Below are 17906 nucleotides of genomic sequence, written 5' to 3'. Positions count from 1 at the left end.
TTGAACTTATAGTTCAGTACTTTTCAACGACCAAAGGAAATTTAATGTTTGGTACTCAAAATGGTTTGTTCTTTTTTGTGCGGAGCACCGTTTCCAGTGCTCCGCTACGCTGTCAATCCAATATGTTAATGAACTTGTCTCTTGTTTCTCTCAGCAAACTCAATCGCTAAGCGGGTGCAAATATATAACCCTTTTTTGAATCCCACAATGTTTTTGAAGTTTTTTTAAAAGTTTTATTTCACACTTTAAATCAACTTGCAATAACATCATTTTAATGAACTCTCCGCTTCTCAACGTTGCCGTTTTAAGCGGCTGCAAACATACAACCTTTTTTCGTTCTGCAAAATTTTTTTTTGAAAATTTTTGCTTCCCTATTTTAAGATGGTAATGAACGCTTTCCCTTGTCTGGGCGGCCCTGCGGCCCCTCGTTTGCGGGGTGCAAATATACAACTCTTTTTACTTTACAAACAAACTAATCTTTCTCTATTTTTAAAGTTTTTTTCTCCGTTCTGAAAATGAACCGGTTAGGCAGTGAAACATATACCTCCTCCCCTGACACGGTCCCGCGGCCGGCCCGCGTTAGCGATGGAGCCCCTGTCTGAACTCTTTTGCAGACGCCCCCGCGGCTGGAAAAAGTGAGGGGCGAGAGCGCGGTGGGCTGCCCCAAAGGGCAGACCGAAGGCCCAAAAAAGAATTCAGGTCCTCGTAGATAAGCGTATTCAACCCTAGTACTGTATTTACAAGGTTGTGCTCTGTTGGAAATAGCTCGTTGTAATATCTATATATGTACATAATAACATTCCGAAGTTCCATACCTATATATAATAGGTGAGCATTTGAAATTGTCCTGTTTTTATTATGTGTGATAAGACTGCCTTATTATATAATGGCGACATATGATAATGGATCTCTCAGACCTGAAATTATTACACCATCTATATTATACCTATATATATATTGTATGAAAGTTTATAACCTCTTATCTTTGTCAACCTAATTAGTAAGATATATATGATTGATATAACGCTACCAGACGGAAGTGTAAAACCGTTTGAGAACAATGCAACGCCAATGGATGTTGCCAAAAGTATAAGTGAAGGGTTTGCCCGAAACGTGATTTCAGCAAATTTCAATGGTACAACGGTTGAAACCCATACCCCATTAACCACTGATGGTGCCTTGGTTTTATACACTTGGAATGACAAAGATGGGAAGAAGGCATTTTGGCATTCTTCTGCTCACGTTTTGGCGCAAGCTCTGGAAGAGTTATATCCTGGTGTAAAGCTGTCTATTGGACCAGCAATTGAAAACGGATTTTACTATGATGTCGATTTAGGTGATAAAACCATTTCTGAAAAGGATTTCAAGGCTATTGAAAACAAGATGTTGGAAATTGCAAGAGGTAAACACGACTTTAACTTGCGTTCAGTTTCCAAAGAAGAGGCTCTATCCTTATATAAGGCTCAAGACAATGAATACAAAGTTGAGCTGATTGAGAATTTAGAAGATGGTACGATTACGTTTTGTGATCATTCTACGTTTACTGATTTATGTAGAGGTGGACACATTCCGAATACTGGCATTATCAAAGCAGTCAAAATTATGTCTGTTGCTGGTGCCTATTGGAGAGGTGACGAAAAGAACAAACAACTTACTCGTGTTTACGGAATTTCATTCCCTAAGCAAAAGGAGTTGACAGAATATCTTGCATTGCTTGAAGAAGCAAAGAAACGCGACCATCGTAAACTTGGAAAAGAACTTGAACTGTTCACGTTTTCATCTAAAGTTGGTCAAGGGTTACCGTTATGGTTACCAAAAGGTGCCGCGTTGCGTGAGCGTCTTGAAAACTTTTTGAAGAAGGCTCAAAAGAAAGCTGGATATGAAATGGTAGTTACGCCTCATATTGGTCAGAAGGAATTGTATGTGACATCTGGTCATTATGAGAAATATGGAGCTGATAGTTTTCAACCTATCCTTACACCATCTGAAGGTGAAGAGTTTTTATTGAAACCTATGAACTGTCCTCACCACTGTGAGATTTATAATGCGAAACCTTTCTCATATAAAGAACTTCCGAAACGTTATGCGGAGTTTGGAACAGTTTACCGTTACGAGCAAAGTGGAGAACTTCACGGTTTAACCCGTGTAAGAGGCTTTACTCAAGATGATGCGCATATTTTCTGTATGCCTGATCAGTTGGATACAGAGTTTAAAAACGTTATTGACTTAGTACTTTATGTATTTGGTTCTTTAGGATTTGAAAACTTTACCGCGCAGGTATCATTGAGAGATCCTAACACGCCAGAGAAATATATTGGTAGCGATGAAAACTGGGCGAAAGCTGAAGCGGCTATTTTGAATGCTGCTATTGATAAAGGCTTGAATTATGTTGTTGAAACTGGTGAAGCTGCTTTTTATGGTCCGAAGTTGGATTTTATGGTGAAGGATGCTTTGGGTAGAAACTGGCAATTAGGCACCATTCAGGTAGATTACAACTTACCAGAACGTTTTGATTTGACTTATAAAGGTAGCGATAATGAATTGCACAGACCAGTGATGATTCACCGAGCACCTTTTGGAAGTATGGAGCGTTTTGTAGCGATATTGTTAGAACATACGGGCGGAAATTTCCCACTTTGGTTAATGCCAACACAGGTTATCATACTATCAATTAGTGAGAAATATGAAAAATACGCCGAAAAAGTTTTAAATTTGCTAGAAAATGACGAAATTCGCGCCCTCGCTGATCATAGAAATGAGACCATTGGCAAGAAAATCCGTGAAGCGGAAATGGCCAAAATCCCATATATGATTATTGTAGGTGAGAATGAAGAGAACGAAAATAAGATTACCGTGCGACAACATGGCGGAGAAGACTTAGGCATGATTAGTGTAGAAGAGTTCTCTCAAATTGTCGATACAGAAGTAAAAAAGACATTGAAAACCTTTAAATAGGCAAATTAAGTTTAACTAAAAAATATATAAGCCATAGCAATTCGTAGAAACAGAGGTAGCTTCAAAAGAACTGAAAAAGAGGAGCAACATAAAATTAACAGAAACATTCGATCCGAGAACGTAAGACTTGTAGGAGATAATGTTGAAACTGGTATATACACCACTAGGCAAGCTTTAGCAATGGCTGAAGAGCAGGGTGTAGATCTGGTTGAGATATCACCAAAAGCTGATCCGCCTGTATGTAAGGTCATGGATTATAAGAAGTTTCTCTATGAACAAAAGAAGCGCGATAAGGCCTTAAAGTCTAAAGCGACTAAAGTTGTTGTTAAGGAAATACGTTTTGGTCCTCAAACAGATGATCACGATTACGAATTCAAAAAGAAACACGCTGAGAAGTTTCTGAAGGAAGGTGCAAAGCTGAAAGCATTTGTGTTTTTTAAAGGACGTTCTATTGTGTTTAAAGAGCAAGGACAAATTTTACTATTAAAATTGGCCCAAGATCTTGAAGAATATGGTAAGGTTGAACAAATGCCAAGATTAGAAGGTAAGCGTATGACTATGTTCATTGCGCCAAAAAAGAAATAAGTACACATAGGCAGCTATGTATATATAAGATAATAAGCGAATAGTAAATTTAAATTTAGGAGAAAAATGCCGAAAATGAAAACAAAATCTAGTGCTAAGAAACGTTTTAAACTAACGGGCACTGGGAAGATTAAAAGAAAGCACGCTTTTAAGAGTCATATCCTGACAAAAAAATCTAAAAAGCGTAAACTTGCTCTGACACATGACACTTTAGTGCATAAAGCAGACGAGAACAATGTTAAAGTGATGTTACGTTTAAAGTAACACGTTTTAACCGGTTAAAACAAATTATAAACCCTGGAGTTAGGCCAAAAATTAACGATTGCAGATTGATGATTTTTGATTTGCGACGTTAAAAAACCAAAGTGTCGATTTTCGACCGCCTACTACAAAAAACAATTAAGAAATGCCAAGATCAGTAAATTCAGTAGCAAAAAGAGCCAGAAGAAAAAAGGTTCTTAAACAAGCAAAAGGATACTTTGGAAGACGTAAAAACGTTTGGACAGTAGCCAAAAACGCGGTTGACAAAGCGATGTTATATTCGTACAGAGACCGTAAAGTAAAGAAGAGAAATTTCCGTTCATTATGGATTATGCGTATTAACGCAGCAGCCCGATTACACGGAATGTCTTATTCAAAGTTTATGGGAGGTATCAAAGCTAACAACATCAGTTTAAACCGTAAGGTTCTTGCTGATTTAGCGATGAACAATCCAAACGCTTTTGAAGCCATTGCTAAACAAATTTCAAAATAAGGCGTTTTCGCCAAAATAATAACCACAATTCGCTTATAAAAATCCGGTTCGTCATGAACCGGATTTTTTTTGTTTAAACGCACTATTATTAGAGTGTTGGATATTTAAAAAATTGAATCTAAAAATCCTTGTATACCATTTTTATTTTGGTGAGGACAATGTTTTTGATAAAGAGTGTATACTTAAAAATAGTTGGAAGAGGATCTTTTAACGCAAAGGACACAGGAGTGTTTTTCAATATAAAGTTACCATCAAATAATAATGATTTGTTTTTAATGATACTTTTTGCAAGCCCTTTAAGATTTAAATAATTAATAGAGTCATACTTAGGATGTTCAAAACACGCATTTAAACTCGTTAAACAATATAGGTGTGGAAAATTAACTCCAGCCATCAATGACGCATCCAGAGACCCCCAAAACCTAGTATTAACCTCTATTACCTTAAAGGTTTTATTTTCAATATCATATTTTAAATCTATATGAGCCACACCAGACCAGTCCAAAGATTTCATGAGCCTTTCAACAATCTTGTACAAGTCCTCTTCATATACAAATTTGACACCAAGTAATGGTTTAAACGGATTGGAGTTGAGCATTGTGGCCCTTTGAATCGTAAATGCTAAAATGTCACCATTTTTACACAAAACACTGCAACCAATATCATACCCTTTAACGTATTCTTGAATGAGCTGTTCCTTGCCAATTTTTTCACTTAGCAAATGACGCTGCAATGCTTCCTTATTTTCAAAAAAACAGACGCCATCTCCTCCTCCAGTTTCTAAAATGGGTTTCAATATAATTGGAAATCTAAAATTGTCTAGGTTAAAAGAAGCATTAGGAGAGTACAACATACTCTTAGGAAAAGGGATGTCATTAACTAATAAGTGTTTTGTTAATAACCATTTGTTTTTTGCAGTCTCAAAATTTATATAGGTAGGCAATAAACATAACTTATTAGAGTCAAGATATTTTCTAAATTTTATAATCGTTTCTATTCCATCTTCAAAAATCGGCATCACTATATCGATTTTATGCGTTTCTATTTCATAATTAATATTCGAAATCCAAGCTTGTTCATGCTCTGTTTTTCTATAATATGAAAAGTGATAAATATGTCTTGAGTATCGCATAGGTATATACTTCACATTCGACATGATGAAGATCTTAATCTCTTTAATTTGAGACAAACTATTAATCACGTATATTAATAAGTGACTCTCCCCATCAGGAATCAAAACAGAAATGCCCATTTAAAATTTTTAACCTATTTATTAGTGCAAGATATTATAAAAATTGATTCATTTGAGTCTTATATTTTTATACATTTCAAGATCTTACTGAAGATTCCAAGATTTAAGGCTAGATAATAACTGATTATCGATTTAATTTGACAGTTAACTGATTTTTAATTATCTATACTCTATATTTTTTATATTTATAACGTTAAAAGGCATGTTGATTAATAGCAAAACAACCATTAAATAATCAATACTAAACTTTTAATCATGAAAATTAAATCTACCCGAATTTACACCCTTCTATTTGGTGTATGCATTCTTTTTGGCGCATTAAGTTGCCAAACCCAAGCTTTAGACGCTGAGCAAGACTCAGTTTTAGATGCCAATGCTTTAGCTAAAAAATCAAAAGTTGCTACGTTTAATTGGCCAGATTGTGATACTGAACCATCCTCTATAGTAAACTTATACGCAGGCCAAAACATATTGGTTGGTACTGTAAATGTTGAAGTCGTTGGTGCAAATTACGAAATCACTTATAATGTAACCAATGCCGGTTATTGTTTAGCTGCAACTCATTTATCGGTCGTAAGCGAAAAAAATGATTTCCCTCTAAACAATGGCGGTAATCCTGTAATTGGTCATTTTGAATACAGCGAGACTCATGATTGTATTTCAAGTTACACTTACACTGTGCCAACTTCTAAAGGAACATTTATTGCCGCTCATGCGGTTGTTCATTGTGTTTCTGATGTTACTAGTGAAGCATTTGCGATGGCATTACCAGATCAAGTTGATGTTTGTGTTACAGCAAAAGGGGTCGCTAATAATTATTATGACATTACTATTGCTTCAGGAAATTCTTTATCCGGAACTTATGGTGCTTGGTGTCTTGATCAAGATGCCCGTCTAGAAAATTTAGATTGTTTTACTGGTGATGTTTATTCTTCTTATGAAGAATTACCAGAGGGTGAATTTGAAAAACCTGAAAATTTTGGAGCTGTAAATTGGCTAATGAATCAAGGATTTATAGGAACTCAAGCTTCTGCAGAAACTGGAAATTATTCATTTGGAGACATTCAAATCGCTATTTGGAAATTGGTTGATGATAGCGTTTGTGTAGATTGCACATTTACTGGGCCTTACAACAATGACAGAGTAGATATGCTTGTTGCTATGGCACTTGAGCATACTAATTTTATTCCTTCATGTGGTGATGATGTATTAATTGTTCTAGTCCCAACAGATGATAAACAAAGTATTTTTATAACAATCCCTGCTCCTTGCGGCGACTGTGAGGAAACTGCGTTTGGTGCTGGCTGTGGTTTTCCAGGCGCAAACTGGTTCACTTGGTTTCAATATGGCAACGTAAACTAAAAATTTAGTATACACTAATAGTTGTGAAAAATCCGGTTCTATCTGAATCGGATTTTTTTTGCTTTAACTTGAAAATATCTGAGTTAACTTTTAATGGATACACGTTACTTAAACATATATTTGTTACCTATTTTCGCCAAATTATAACCCTAAAACCAAACCTATCAATGAAAAAAATCCTTTTTATTCTAACGTTATTAATTGCTATTACATCAAACGCTCAACAGAACTCATCTCCTTATGAATGGAATTGGGTAAAAGATGGCATCTGGCTCGGCGCTGGATTAGGTGGAACTGCCTACGGATTCACGCTTATTCAAGACAAAGAGGGTCTAACTTTAGAAGAACTGAATTCAATAAAGAAAGAAGATATCAGTGGTATCAATAGATGGGCTGCTGGATATAATTCAGAAAGTGCTAGTGCCATTAGTGACATCCCATTTGCAATCTCATTTGCTGCCCCATTTGCATTGTTATTTAACGATGGCATCAATGACCACACCGGACAATTTGTTGGAATGTACTTTGAAAGTTTAGCCACCACTGCCGCACTCTTTACAATTACGGCTGGTTTAGTTGATAAATCGCGCCCATATGTATATGACGAAACTTTAGATACAAAGAAAAGATTACGTAATAATGGACAACGCTCCTTTTATTCAGGTCACGTGGCTGCTTCTGCTGCTGCTACCTTTTTTGCGGCAAAGGTATATTCTGATTTTAATCCGGATGCGGAAGGCAAGTTCTTTATTTGGGCTGCTGCTGCCGCGGTACCAGCAACCGTTGGCTACTTTAGAATAAAGGCAGGGCAACACTTCTTAACTGACGTACTCATAGGATACGGGTTGGGCGCTGCAACGGGAATACTTGTTCCTGAACTTCATAAAACGAAAGATGCATCGCTTAAGCTTTCACCTACTGCGGGACGTAACTTTTTAGGTGATGATTACACTGGAATGGCTATGTCCTACACCTTCTAATTTTAAAATCACATTACGAAATTTACTTTCTATGGATGGCAAAAATTTTGAGTTCCTCAGTTTTGCCATCCAATAATTCATCACCAAGAGATACGGCTTCATATCTGGAGGTGAGTTTTAGTTTTTGCATTAACTCTTCTGACACTAACAACGTCTCTTCAAACTCATTACACTTTCCTTGAATTCGCGATGTGGAATTGATTACATCTCCATGGTAAGCGAGTTCCTTTTTTACCGTACCCACTTCGGCAATAATGATTTTACCTGTATGTAGTCCTGCCTTAAATTGAGGCTGAACGCCATACTCCTTCATATAGTATTTGGAATGCCGTTTCAATTTTCGATCAAAATCAAAAAACAATCTGATGCAATTTAAATGTCTAATACCCTTTTTTGGGGTCCAACTTAACACAGCTTCGTCTCCTACATACTGGTAAATTTCAGCATCGTATTTATTAATAATCTTATTGAGATAGAAAAAGCAATCCTGAATGAGCATGCTATACTTCAAATGTCCTAATTCTTCAGCGTGTGACGTAGACGATTTCATGTCTAAAAACATGAATATTTTCTCCACTTCTCTTGGTTTTTTGTAACGACCGATCAACATTTTAAAGATAATCCCCTTTCCAAATTTATCATTTGCCAATCTTATAAATGAAAACATCAAGGAACAAATAATAAAATAGGCAGTTACCATCCAGAATATCTTGTTGGAAATCCACCATCCGGTATGATTAGGAAAGTCCACGCCAAGATAATCTTCAGCCAAATAAGCAATCACCGTTAGTGAGAAGATTAGAAATACGAGATAAATAAGCGATTTAATTATAAGAATGAAACCTAAATTAAGCGCTTTAGATATAAAATTATCAAACAGATATTCTACAATGGTGTAGACAATGGCCACCATAACGCCCAAAATAACCCCAAATAATAGGTATTCATAAACTGGAAATACTTCTGTTTTTTGTATTGCGTCTACTTGCTCCTGTTCTCGACCCAAATATCTTATAAGGATAAAGAAGCAAAATGCAAATGACCAGAATAAAACTGAAGCGAGAAATAATCTAAAAAACTGTTTAATGTAGTATAGCATTCAAAGGGGGCTTAACAATTATTACTTTATTTCTTCAATGGCAGATTTAAATTCGGACCAACTGACCAATTGATCTCCATCTTTATCATAGCCTTCAATGAGTTTTGTAGTGACCAATCCTCTAATGAGACCGCTGATTTCTGCTTTTTGAAGCAGTTCTGAAATCTCCTTTTTGGATAATTTTCCATCTTTATCAGCATCAAAAAAAGCGAAAGCTTCCTCTGGTGTTTTGAAACTATTGGCTATGAGGATTTGAATTTTATTTAAAATTTTCTCTTTTGTTGACATGGTATTAGATTTAGTTTAAAAGTAATAAATAATATGATTGGTTAAAATCATGTATTGTGGCAGGTAGATATCCTTTCACCTGAACTCAAATTGAAGTGAAATTTACAATTACGCAATTGGAACTCTTAACTCATTTGTGGTGAATTGTATTTCCACACCAAAAAAACCTCCTCTTTCGTATTATTATTACGTTTTCATGACCAGATAAATGAAACTTTATTGAGGGAAATTCTAAAGAAAACAGGAAAAATATAGACTAGGTTTTTTGCTTTTTCTTCTTGGCCGCTGGAAATAAGACATTATTTAAGATTAAGCGGTAGCCTGGAGATGTGGGATGCAACTCCAATTCTGTTTTAGGATCTCCAACTTTATGTGTGTAATCTTCCGGATCATGACCTCCGTAAAAGGTAAAAAATCCTTTGCCTTTAATGCCATGGATGTATTTTGCTTCCCCATTAGTCTTGTTTTCTCCCATAACAAGCACGTTCGATTTGATTTGATCTCTGGTGAATGCCGTAGTTTGCCCCATAAAACCTTTTACCAATGCAGTGTGATTTTGGCATAACATGGTTGGAATTGGGTCCCATTTGGCAGAAAAATCCATCAAAGTGAAATAATCTGTAGTCATCGGGATTTGTCGTTTTGAGGTCATATCGATAGAAGAAAACTCATAAATATTAGGATTTCGTTCCAATATAAAGTCCTTAAAAGCGAAGGTTTTATTGTAATCAATTTTACTTTGATAGTTAGGCTCACTCGCATCACCATCAAACATTGGTTCACAAATATCAACCCCTTCAGCTGACAATGCAATATCAAAACTATCGGTTGCACTGCACATGGCAAACATAAATCCGCCACCAACTACATAATCACGGATTTTTAAAGCCACAGCTAATTTCTGCTCAGAAACTTTGTTATAACCCAATTTTGCAGCCAAGGCTTCAGATTTCTTTTTATCCTCAATGTACCATGCCGCCGATTTGTAGGTTCTATAAAACTTACCATATTGGCCAGTAAAATCTTCGTGATGCAGGTGTAACCAATCGTAAAGGACAAGCGTATCGTTTAAAACCTCTTCATCATAAATTGTTTCATAAGGAATTTCGGCATAAGTCAACACCATAGTTACGGCGTCATCCCAAGGTGGATTGCCTTTTGGTGAATACACAGCAATTTTTGGCGCCTTTTCAAGCACCACAGATTCCATGTTTTGCGAAGGACTGCTGATAAATTCTAATATTTCTTCAGTTTTAGCATCGGAAATAATCTCAAAAGAAACCCCTCTAATTTGACATTCCCGTTGAATTTCCGGAACGTCAGGCAACAAAAATGAACCACCACGGTAATTGAGTAGCCACTTCACTTTTAATTGTTTTTCTAGCGTCCAATAGGTTACACCGTACGCTTTTAGATGGTCTTTTTGACCTTCGGCATCCATCGGAATCAGTAGGTATGACCCAAAGCTACTCACTGAAAAGAGCATGAAAGCCGCTATTATAAGTAATCTATTCAAAAGGATACAATTTAGAAATGAAACACAACACCTGAACAAGCAACAAGCTTAAATGTAGCTCCTTGTTTATATCTGCTCAGTAATCGAAAGATACTTAAAAATAGAGCGTTGTTGAAATGCTTTTGGTAAATATTAAAGTATAGGGATGATTTTTATGAAGGTAGACTCTGAAATTCCGGACAATCCATACGAATATCCGTTGTTAGCAATGGCTTTTCCAATAATTTACAATAGTGAGCTCCCTCCTGCTTATCATAAAACTTACACGAGTAACACATTCTCTGCACAGTCAATAATCCGCTAGTATGCAATTTATAGATGAGTTTACTTAATAATTCATAAAAATCCTCCAAACCTTCCATATCAGAAAGTTGATTTTTAATAGGATTTGCAAAAAGTTCAGTCTGTGCTACTAGTTCTTGTCCATGTTCAGAAAGTTGAATATTATAACTCCGATGATCATTAGGCGAAAAATCTTTTATTATAAGCTGCTTTCGTTCCAGAACTTTTACGGCATCACTGATGGTGGACTTTGCTACATTAAACTCCTTAGCCAAATGACTCACATTACAAAACTCGTATTTGTGATAGGCTAAAAAAATGAGGATTTGAATTTGAATTGGGCTGAGTCCTATAGTTTTGGCATGATCCCAAAGTAATACTCTAAAGACTTCTGAAATACGTTCAAGCCCGACAACTATTTTACTTGCCACATCCATTTGTTGCTGAGAGGTATCAAATACACTGTGTTTCATGGATCTTTTTTAGGTAGAAAGCGGAGTAACAGAATGAATTAAAAATACAAGGCCATTTATATGTTAGGATTTTAAAACCAATTTTAAAATCCTAACATAAAATTAAAGATTAGCCTTTAACATCTGCTATTGATGCACCATAATTTATGTGCAATACGTGACCATTAGATGTCAATAATGCTGGAACAGATTTCACTCCAGCCAGTTCAGCTTGTTCAATCCTAGATTTATCTTCACCTAAGTGAACCACTTCAACGTTAGAAGCACCAACTAAATTAATGATGTCATGTTCTGCACTTACGCATACTGGACATCCTGCGTGATAAAAAACTGATTTTCCCATAATAGCTTTGATTTAAATTTGCATCATTGCCTTATAAATATAGTTAGGATTCCTAACTAATTCAAAAAAATAGAATGTTTTAACAGTATTTTTGTTGGACTTATCTGTTAATCTTCAGCTCTTTACCAGAAAGTAAACCCGCAATAATTTTTGTATTAGGGAATTGCTCAAGAATGATTTTAAGGAACACTGTTATTGGGATTGACATGATCATTCCGGGAATACCCCAAATGAAACCCCAAAACATGAGCATCACTAAAACAGCAATGATGTTTATCGAAAATGATTTTCCCATAAAAATAGGCTCCAAGATGGCACCAAATATCACCTGTACTAAGGTAATGGAAAGCATAAAAAAGAGCAACGTGCTTGTAGGATCTAACTCCACAAATGCAAATAGCGACAAGCTGATGACCGAAATAAATGATCCAATCATTTGGACGAAGTTAATTACAAAGGCAAATAGACCCCAAAAAATAGGGAAGCTGACATCAAAATAGACACAGGCCAACCCCGTAAAAATTCCGGTACCTAAACTCACCAAAAATTTCACTTTAATGAATTTAATTAAGTCGTTTTCAATTTTAAGAAACGTTTTAACCGAGGTGTGTTTTTGTTTTAATATGGTAGCGTTCAATAATTTCTGAACATTGATGGACTCTGCCAACCATAATACGGTAAAAAAGGCAGTGGTTAGGGACATACTTAAAAAGCCACCAATAAAACCAACTGCAGAGCCAATATTTTTAGTCTCGGCAATTTGGGCCATTAGGTTTCCATTTTTACCAAGTTCAACACCAAAATAAGACTCCACTGATGTTTTTAAGTTTCGAAGTTTCACTTCAGCTTCAGCAAAAAAAGTACTGTCAGAGGACAAGATTTGTTTACTTGAAAGATGGATCAATTCTGCAGTAATTCCCAAACCCAACAGAATTAGAAGAATAACAATAAAAATACTGATGTATTTTGGTACGCCCTTTTTTCCCAACCAGCGCATCAAGGGTAAAAACAAGAGCGCAATAAACATGGAGAATGCCAACGGTATAAAGATGAACGACAAGATTTTTAGTAAATAAAAAACTAGTGGCACAACAATAACTAAAAGTAATAGATTGGTCGTCCGTGTTTTATCCATGAGGCATCATTTTTAAATCTTGCTAAGATAACGTTATCCTGCAATCGAATTTAAGAAAAAATCTTGATTTTAAAATGGTACATCATTATCGTCATCATCATCCATTGGAGGCGGATCAAACGCGTCTGATGGCGATGGGAAATTACTGGAATTGAAAGTATTGTCGTTAGCAGATGCGTTCATTTTTGAATGGAATTCACCAAATGGCGTGTCAAAATCATCAAGATTATCGAATTTACCGAGATGTCCGATAAATTTCAATCTGATGTTCTCTAAACCACCATTTCTATGCTTAGCGATAATAAATTCTGCTTGACCTTCTGTTGGTGAGCGTTCTTCATCATCCCACTCGTCAATTTTATAGTATTCTGGTCGGTAAATAAACGATACGATATCCGCATCCTGCTCAATCGCACCAGATTCACGTAAGTCAGAAAGTAACGGTCTTTTACTGCCACCACGTGTTTCAACCGCACGCGATAATTGTGATAAAGCGATGACCGGAACACTTAATTCCTTTGCCAATGCCTTAAGGTTACGGGAAATAGTAGAAATTTCCTGCTCTCTGTTACCTCCTTTTTGACTTCCACCAGCGGTCATTAATTGCAAATAATCAATAATGATCATTTTAATACCATATTGTGATGCCAAACGTCGCGCCTTTGCACGTAAATCGAAAATAGACAATGATGGGGTGTCATCAATAAATAAAGGTGCTTTTTCTAGAGCCTTTACTTTAACGTTCAACTGTTCCCACTCATGTTTTTCAAGTTTACCTGTACGCAACTTTTCAGAAGACAGTCCAGTTTCACTAGATATCAAACGGGTAATTAACTGTACAGACGCCATCTCCAAAGAGAAAAACGCTACGGGAATATTGCTACCCACCGCAATATTTCGTGCCATAGATAAGGTTAAGGCTGTTTTACCCATACCAGGACGAGCTGCCACAATGATCAAATCACTTTCTTGCCAACCTGAGGTTAATTTGTCCAACTTATCGAAACCTGATGGAATACCACTCAAGCCTTCTTTATTGGAAATATCTTCAATTTTCTTTTTCGCCTGAATTACTAAACTTTGAGCAGTTTCAGTAGATTTTTTGATGTTACCTTGGGTGACTTCGTAAAGTTTCGCCTCGGCTTGATCTAAAAGGTCAAATACATCCTTAGTTTCATCATACGCTTCTTCAATAATTTCAATAGAAATTTTAATCAAACTACGTTGAATAAATTTTTGAAGAATGATACGGGCATGAAACTCAATATGAGCAGAAGATGACACACGTTGGGTTAACGAAATCAGATAAAAATCGCCACCCACCATATCCAACTTGCCATCTTTCTTAAGTTGACTTGAAACGGTTAATAAATCGACAGGCTCGCTATTTTCGAATAACTTAAAAATAGCTTCAAAGATGTGTTTATGGGCATCTTTATAGAAAGCATCAGGGCTCAAGATATCAATTACTTCATCGACACCTTTTTTATCAATCATCATCGCCCCAAGGACAACTTCCTCTAAATCAATTGCTTGTGGCGGTATTTTTCCTTTCTCCAAGCTTATAATTGTGCTTTTATCTACTTTGTAGCCTTGTATCTGATTTGGTTGTTTCATGAATGCGAAAATAAAGAAATTGATCAGAAGGAAGCGGATTTAATCGCCTTGCTTCTTAACAAGTCATCAACAATTTAACTGTTAACAACTTGATAATATTGTTAATAAGGACAAAAAAAACCGAAGTTTACAACTCCAGTTTTCAATCTTGTTATGCTATGTGGGTATCGTTATTTATAAACACCCATGTCGGCATATTTATCCATACGTTTTTTCACTAAATCTTTTGGTGATAAGTTTTTAAGCTCAGCATAAGATTTTTCAATCGCTTTTTTAACTGCCAAAAAGGCTTCTTCACGATTGGTATGTGCACCACCTAATGGTTCTTTGATAATGTCATCAATCAATTTCATTTTTTTCATATCAGGAGCGGTAAGTTTAAGGGCTTCTGCCGCTTGTTCTTTATACTCCCAACTACGCCATAAAATTGATGAACAAGATTCTGGAGAAATTACAGAATACCAAGTGTTTTCCATCATTAATACTCGATCTCCAACACCAATACCCAAAGCTCCACCGGAAGCACCTTCTCCAATGATTACACAAATAATTGGCACTTTCAAGCGGGTCATTTCCATAATATTTCTGGCAATTGCCTCTCCTTGTCCGCGTTCTTCAGCTTCTAAACCTGGATATGCACCTGGAGTATCAATTAAAGTTACTACTGGAATTTTAAACTTTTCAGCAGACTTCATCAATCGCAACGCTTTACGGTAACCTTCAGGATTTGACATCCCAAAATTACGATACTGTCTTGTTTTGGTGTTGTAACCTTTTTGTTGTCCGATAAACATAAACGACTGATCGCCAATTTTACCTAAACCACCAATCATGGCTTTATCATCCTTAACATTTCTATCGCCGTGCAGCTCTAAAAAAGAATCGCCACATAAAGCTTTTATATGATCTAAGGTATATGGTCTATTGGGATGGCGTGATAATTGAACACGCTGCCACGCCGTAAGATTTTTATAAATATCTTTCTTTGTAGCGAGGAGCTTCTTCTCAATTTGTTCACACGTTTGAGTTACATCAACATCACTTTCTTTACCAATTACTTGGCACTTTGATAATTGATCTTCTAATTCTTTTATGGGAAGCTCAAATTCTAAATACTCCATAGAAATTTAAGGTTTAATTATTAGTTAGCCTACAAACCTACGTATTTTTTTCCGTTCTTATAAACTCAACAATACGAAAAATGTGGTATTTTTTAGAGGCACTTGCAAAGGTACGGATAATGAAAGAAACTCTAATAAATTAATCGATTTTGTATCGGTTTCGTTTTCTATCGCGATAGGATATGACGTTTTTGAATATCCCATCCAACAAGACCGCTAACAGCACTAAAATAGCGCCGTAATAAAATTCAGGACCCATTGTTTCGGTTTCCGGGAACAATAGCAAGGCCAACGTTATCCCGTAGACAGGCTCCAAATTATAAGACAGCACTACAGTGTAAGGGCTAATATACTTCATCACTTTAACAGAGCCTATAAAGGCATAAGCTGTACAAACGGAAGCCAAAATGCCCAGATATATCCAATCTGAACCTGAAAGGGTAAAGAATTCCGCATTAAATCCGCCTTTAAATACTAGGATGAACAGCGTTAGAAACACAACCCCACTGATAAATTCATAAAATGAAATGAGTGTGGCAGAATGCTTCTGAATAAAGGTGCCATTGATAACGGCAAACAGACTCGATAGTAATGCAGAAACGACGCCGAGAATGATTCCGTTGATGTATTTCAATTCGCCATGCGTAATGAGAAAAACACCAATAATCACGATGATACCAAACACAATCTCATACCAAATGATGCGTCTTCTATAAAACAGTGGTTCTATAAAGGAAGCAAAAAATGCGCCCGTTGAAAACATGCCTAATGTAATGGAAATATTAGATTGCTTGATGGCTTCAAAAAAAGTAATCCAATGCAAGGCGATAATGACCCCGGCCGCAAAAAACTTGAGCATTGTGCGTTTATCAACCTTTAATTTTAGCTTGATAATCCTAATATAAAGGAACATTAAAAGTCCTGCCATCAACATTCTATACCACACCAACGGAATGGAACCTATGGTAATCAGTTCACCTAAAATAGCAGTAAACCCGGCAATAAAAATCAGAAAATGAAGGTGCAGGTAATTTTTGAGCTTAGCGTTTTGCATTGTAGAGGAGATAGACAGCCAAAATACCAAAAACCACATTAGGAAGCCAAACGGCTATTAACGGAGAAAAATCAGATTGCTCTGCTAAAACCCCAAACACCTTGTCAAAAAAGACATATATCATGGCGGTTGTAATCCCGAACGCCAAGTTAATCCCCATTCCTCCTCTTCGCTTTATGGAAGATACGGAAACGGCAATAATCGTTAAGATAAAAACGGCTACGGGTAAACTCCACTTTTTATATTTGACCACTTCATAGCGGCCAATATTTGAGGATCCTCTTGCCTTCTCCTTATCAATAAAATCGACCAATTCCCTATAAGGTTTGGTCTCTGCGATATAATTTACAGGGGTCAAATCTTCCAAATCGAACGAAAAAACGGTATCCTTTCTTCGGGAGTTCTCAATAATATCGCCCTTATCCGTGATGGTCCGTTTGAAGTAATTGAACAGCTTATACGTACTATCCTTTTCCGAATAGACGATTGAATTGGCGAAAATCTTATATTTCAATTCATTATTCTCAATATGCTCCAAGGTAAAGTTATAACCTCTATTCTGAGAAGGATCAAAACTACTCACATATATAAAATCGGTGTCGTTAATTTGCCGGAAGATATTCTCTCCAGGCTGCTGATGCCGGGAACTTTTTAAATATTTATAAGAAAACTCATTAAACCCCTGACTTGCAATAGGTGCTAAATAAAACCCTAATACCATCGCAAATATGGAAATGATGGTTGCTCCTATAATATAAGGTCTTAAAAATCGAGAAAAGGATACGCCTGAACTTAAAAATGCAACAATTTCAGTGTTGTTGGCTAGTTTGGACGTAAACCAAATAACTGATAGAAACAGAAATATTGGAAACAATAAGTTGGCAAAATAGATGGTGAAATTCAAATAGTACAAGGCCACTTCTCCAAATGGTACGTTGTTCTCTAAGATTTTTCCGATTTTTTCAGCAAGATTTACCGTTATACCTATCGGAATAAACAGTAACAACATCATCAAAAAAGTGAGCAGATAACGTTTTAATATGTACCAATCTAGGATTTTCAATGTCTGGAGACTATTGGTTATTTTTAT

17 protein-coding genes are annotated in these 17906 nt (G+C 36.2%); 6 read left to right on the top strand and 11 right to left on the bottom strand.

Annotated elements, in window-relative coordinates:
• The first annotated feature begins 1011 nt into the window (after nucleotides 1-1011).
• The 4 genes from thrS (at nucleotide 1012) to rplT (ending at nucleotide 4294) form a co-directional block, all read left to right on the top strand.
• Nucleotides 1012-2955: a threonine--tRNA ligase gene (thrS, locus tag Q0947_RS15110; protein WP_299399717.1), complete on the top strand. Its 1944-nt coding sequence runs from the start codon at nucleotides 1012-1014 to the stop codon at nucleotides 2953-2955.
• 33 nt (nucleotides 2956-2988) lie between these two features.
• Nucleotides 2989-3540, top strand: a complete 552-nt coding sequence (gene infC, locus Q0947_RS15105; RefSeq protein ID WP_199603686.1) for a translation initiation factor IF-3 — start codon at nucleotides 2989-2991, stop codon at nucleotides 3538-3540.
• Between the two features lie 66 nt (nucleotides 3541-3606).
• Complete coding sequence (gene rpmI, locus Q0947_RS15100; protein ID WP_133758826.1) at nucleotides 3607-3804, top strand: 50S ribosomal protein L35; 198 nt, start codon at nucleotides 3607-3609, stop codon at nucleotides 3802-3804.
• Nucleotides 3805-3946: 142 nt separating this feature from the next.
• Nucleotides 3947-4294 (top strand): 50S ribosomal protein L20, encoded by a 348-nt coding sequence (gene rplT, locus Q0947_RS15095; RefSeq protein ID WP_146894229.1) that lies wholly within the window; start codon nucleotides 3947-3949, stop codon nucleotides 4292-4294.
• 118 nt (nucleotides 4295-4412) lie between these two features.
• Here the strand turns inward: rplT and Q0947_RS15090 are convergent, their stop codons facing one another.
• Nucleotides 4413-5546, bottom strand: a complete 1134-nt coding sequence (locus Q0947_RS15090; RefSeq protein ID WP_246926237.1) for an ATP-grasp domain-containing protein — start codon at nucleotides 5544-5546, stop codon at nucleotides 4413-4415.
• Nucleotides 5547-5801: 255 nt separating this feature from the next.
• On the opposite strand from Q0947_RS15090, the gene Q0947_RS15085 reads away from it, so the two are divergent.
• Nucleotides 5802-6908 carry a hypothetical protein gene (locus Q0947_RS15085; protein WP_299399698.1) on the top strand — a complete coding sequence of 369 codons (1107 nt, stop codon included), beginning with the start codon at nucleotides 5802-5804 and terminating at the stop codon, nucleotides 6906-6908.
• Between the two features lie 167 nt (nucleotides 6909-7075).
• Nucleotides 7076-7888, top strand: coding sequence for a phosphatase PAP2 family protein (locus Q0947_RS15080; protein ID WP_299399692.1), 813 nt, complete (start codon nucleotides 7076-7078; stop codon nucleotides 7886-7888).
• Nucleotides 7889-7910: 22 nt separating this feature from the next.
• Here Q0947_RS15080 and Q0947_RS15075 read toward each other — a convergent pair whose 3' ends face one another.
• From Q0947_RS15075 to Q0947_RS15030, 10 genes are all read right to left on the bottom strand, one after another.
• Nucleotides 7911-8987, bottom strand: coding sequence for an adenylate/guanylate cyclase domain-containing protein (locus tag Q0947_RS15075; RefSeq protein ID WP_299399690.1), 1077 nt, complete (start codon nucleotides 8985-8987; stop codon nucleotides 7911-7913).
• Nucleotides 8988-9008: 21 nt separating this feature from the next.
• Nucleotides 9009-9275 (bottom strand): EF-hand domain-containing protein, encoded by a 267-nt coding sequence (locus Q0947_RS15070; protein ID WP_299399685.1) that lies wholly within the window; start codon nucleotides 9273-9275, stop codon nucleotides 9009-9011.
• A 256-nt stretch (nucleotides 9276-9531) separates the two neighbouring features.
• Nucleotides 9532-10716: an asparagine synthetase B gene (locus Q0947_RS15065; protein WP_299399752.1), complete on the bottom strand. Its 1185-nt coding sequence runs from the start codon at nucleotides 10714-10716 to the stop codon at nucleotides 9532-9534.
• A 227-nt stretch (nucleotides 10717-10943) separates the two neighbouring features.
• On the bottom strand, nucleotides 10944-11546 hold the full coding sequence (locus Q0947_RS15060; RefSeq protein ID WP_299399679.1) for a MarR family winged helix-turn-helix transcriptional regulator: 603 nt from the start codon (nucleotides 11544-11546) through the stop codon (nucleotides 10944-10946).
• Between the two features lie 109 nt (nucleotides 11547-11655).
• Nucleotides 11656-11889 carry a thioredoxin family protein gene (locus Q0947_RS15055; RefSeq protein ID WP_299399675.1) on the bottom strand — a complete coding sequence of 78 codons (234 nt, stop codon included), beginning with the start codon at nucleotides 11887-11889 and terminating at the stop codon, nucleotides 11656-11658.
• Between the two features lie 100 nt (nucleotides 11890-11989).
• A complete protein-coding gene (locus Q0947_RS15050; RefSeq protein WP_299399672.1) occupies nucleotides 11990-13024 on the bottom strand; it encodes an AI-2E family transporter in 1035 nt (344 codons plus the stop codon).
• Between the two features lie 69 nt (nucleotides 13025-13093).
• On the bottom strand, nucleotides 13094-14641 hold the full coding sequence (dnaB, locus tag Q0947_RS15045; RefSeq protein WP_299399670.1) for a replicative DNA helicase: 1548 nt from the start codon (nucleotides 14639-14641) through the stop codon (nucleotides 13094-13096).
• A gap of 170 nt (nucleotides 14642-14811) precedes the next feature.
• Nucleotides 14812-15762, bottom strand: a complete 951-nt coding sequence (locus Q0947_RS15040) for an acetyl-CoA carboxylase carboxyltransferase subunit alpha (RefSeq protein WP_299399667.1) — start codon at nucleotides 15760-15762, stop codon at nucleotides 14812-14814.
• 139 nt (nucleotides 15763-15901) lie between these two features.
• Nucleotides 15902-16816 (bottom strand): DMT family transporter, encoded by a 915-nt coding sequence (locus Q0947_RS15035; protein ID WP_299399665.1) that lies wholly within the window; start codon nucleotides 16814-16816, stop codon nucleotides 15902-15904.
• Entirely contained in the window at nucleotides 16803-17879 is a 1077-nt protein-coding gene (locus Q0947_RS15030; RefSeq protein WP_299399661.1) for an LptF/LptG family permease, read from the bottom strand. The genes Q0947_RS15035 and Q0947_RS15030 overlap by 14 nt, the downstream gene beginning before the upstream one ends.
• Nucleotides 17880-17906 lie beyond the last annotated feature (27 nt).

Origin of the sequence: uncultured Gelidibacter sp. (assembly GCF_947500795.1) — a bacterium.
Classification (GTDB): domain Bacteria; phylum Bacteroidota; class Bacteroidia; order Flavobacteriales; family Flavobacteriaceae; genus Gelidibacter.
This window is presented reverse-complemented; position numbering and strand designations above follow the sequence as displayed.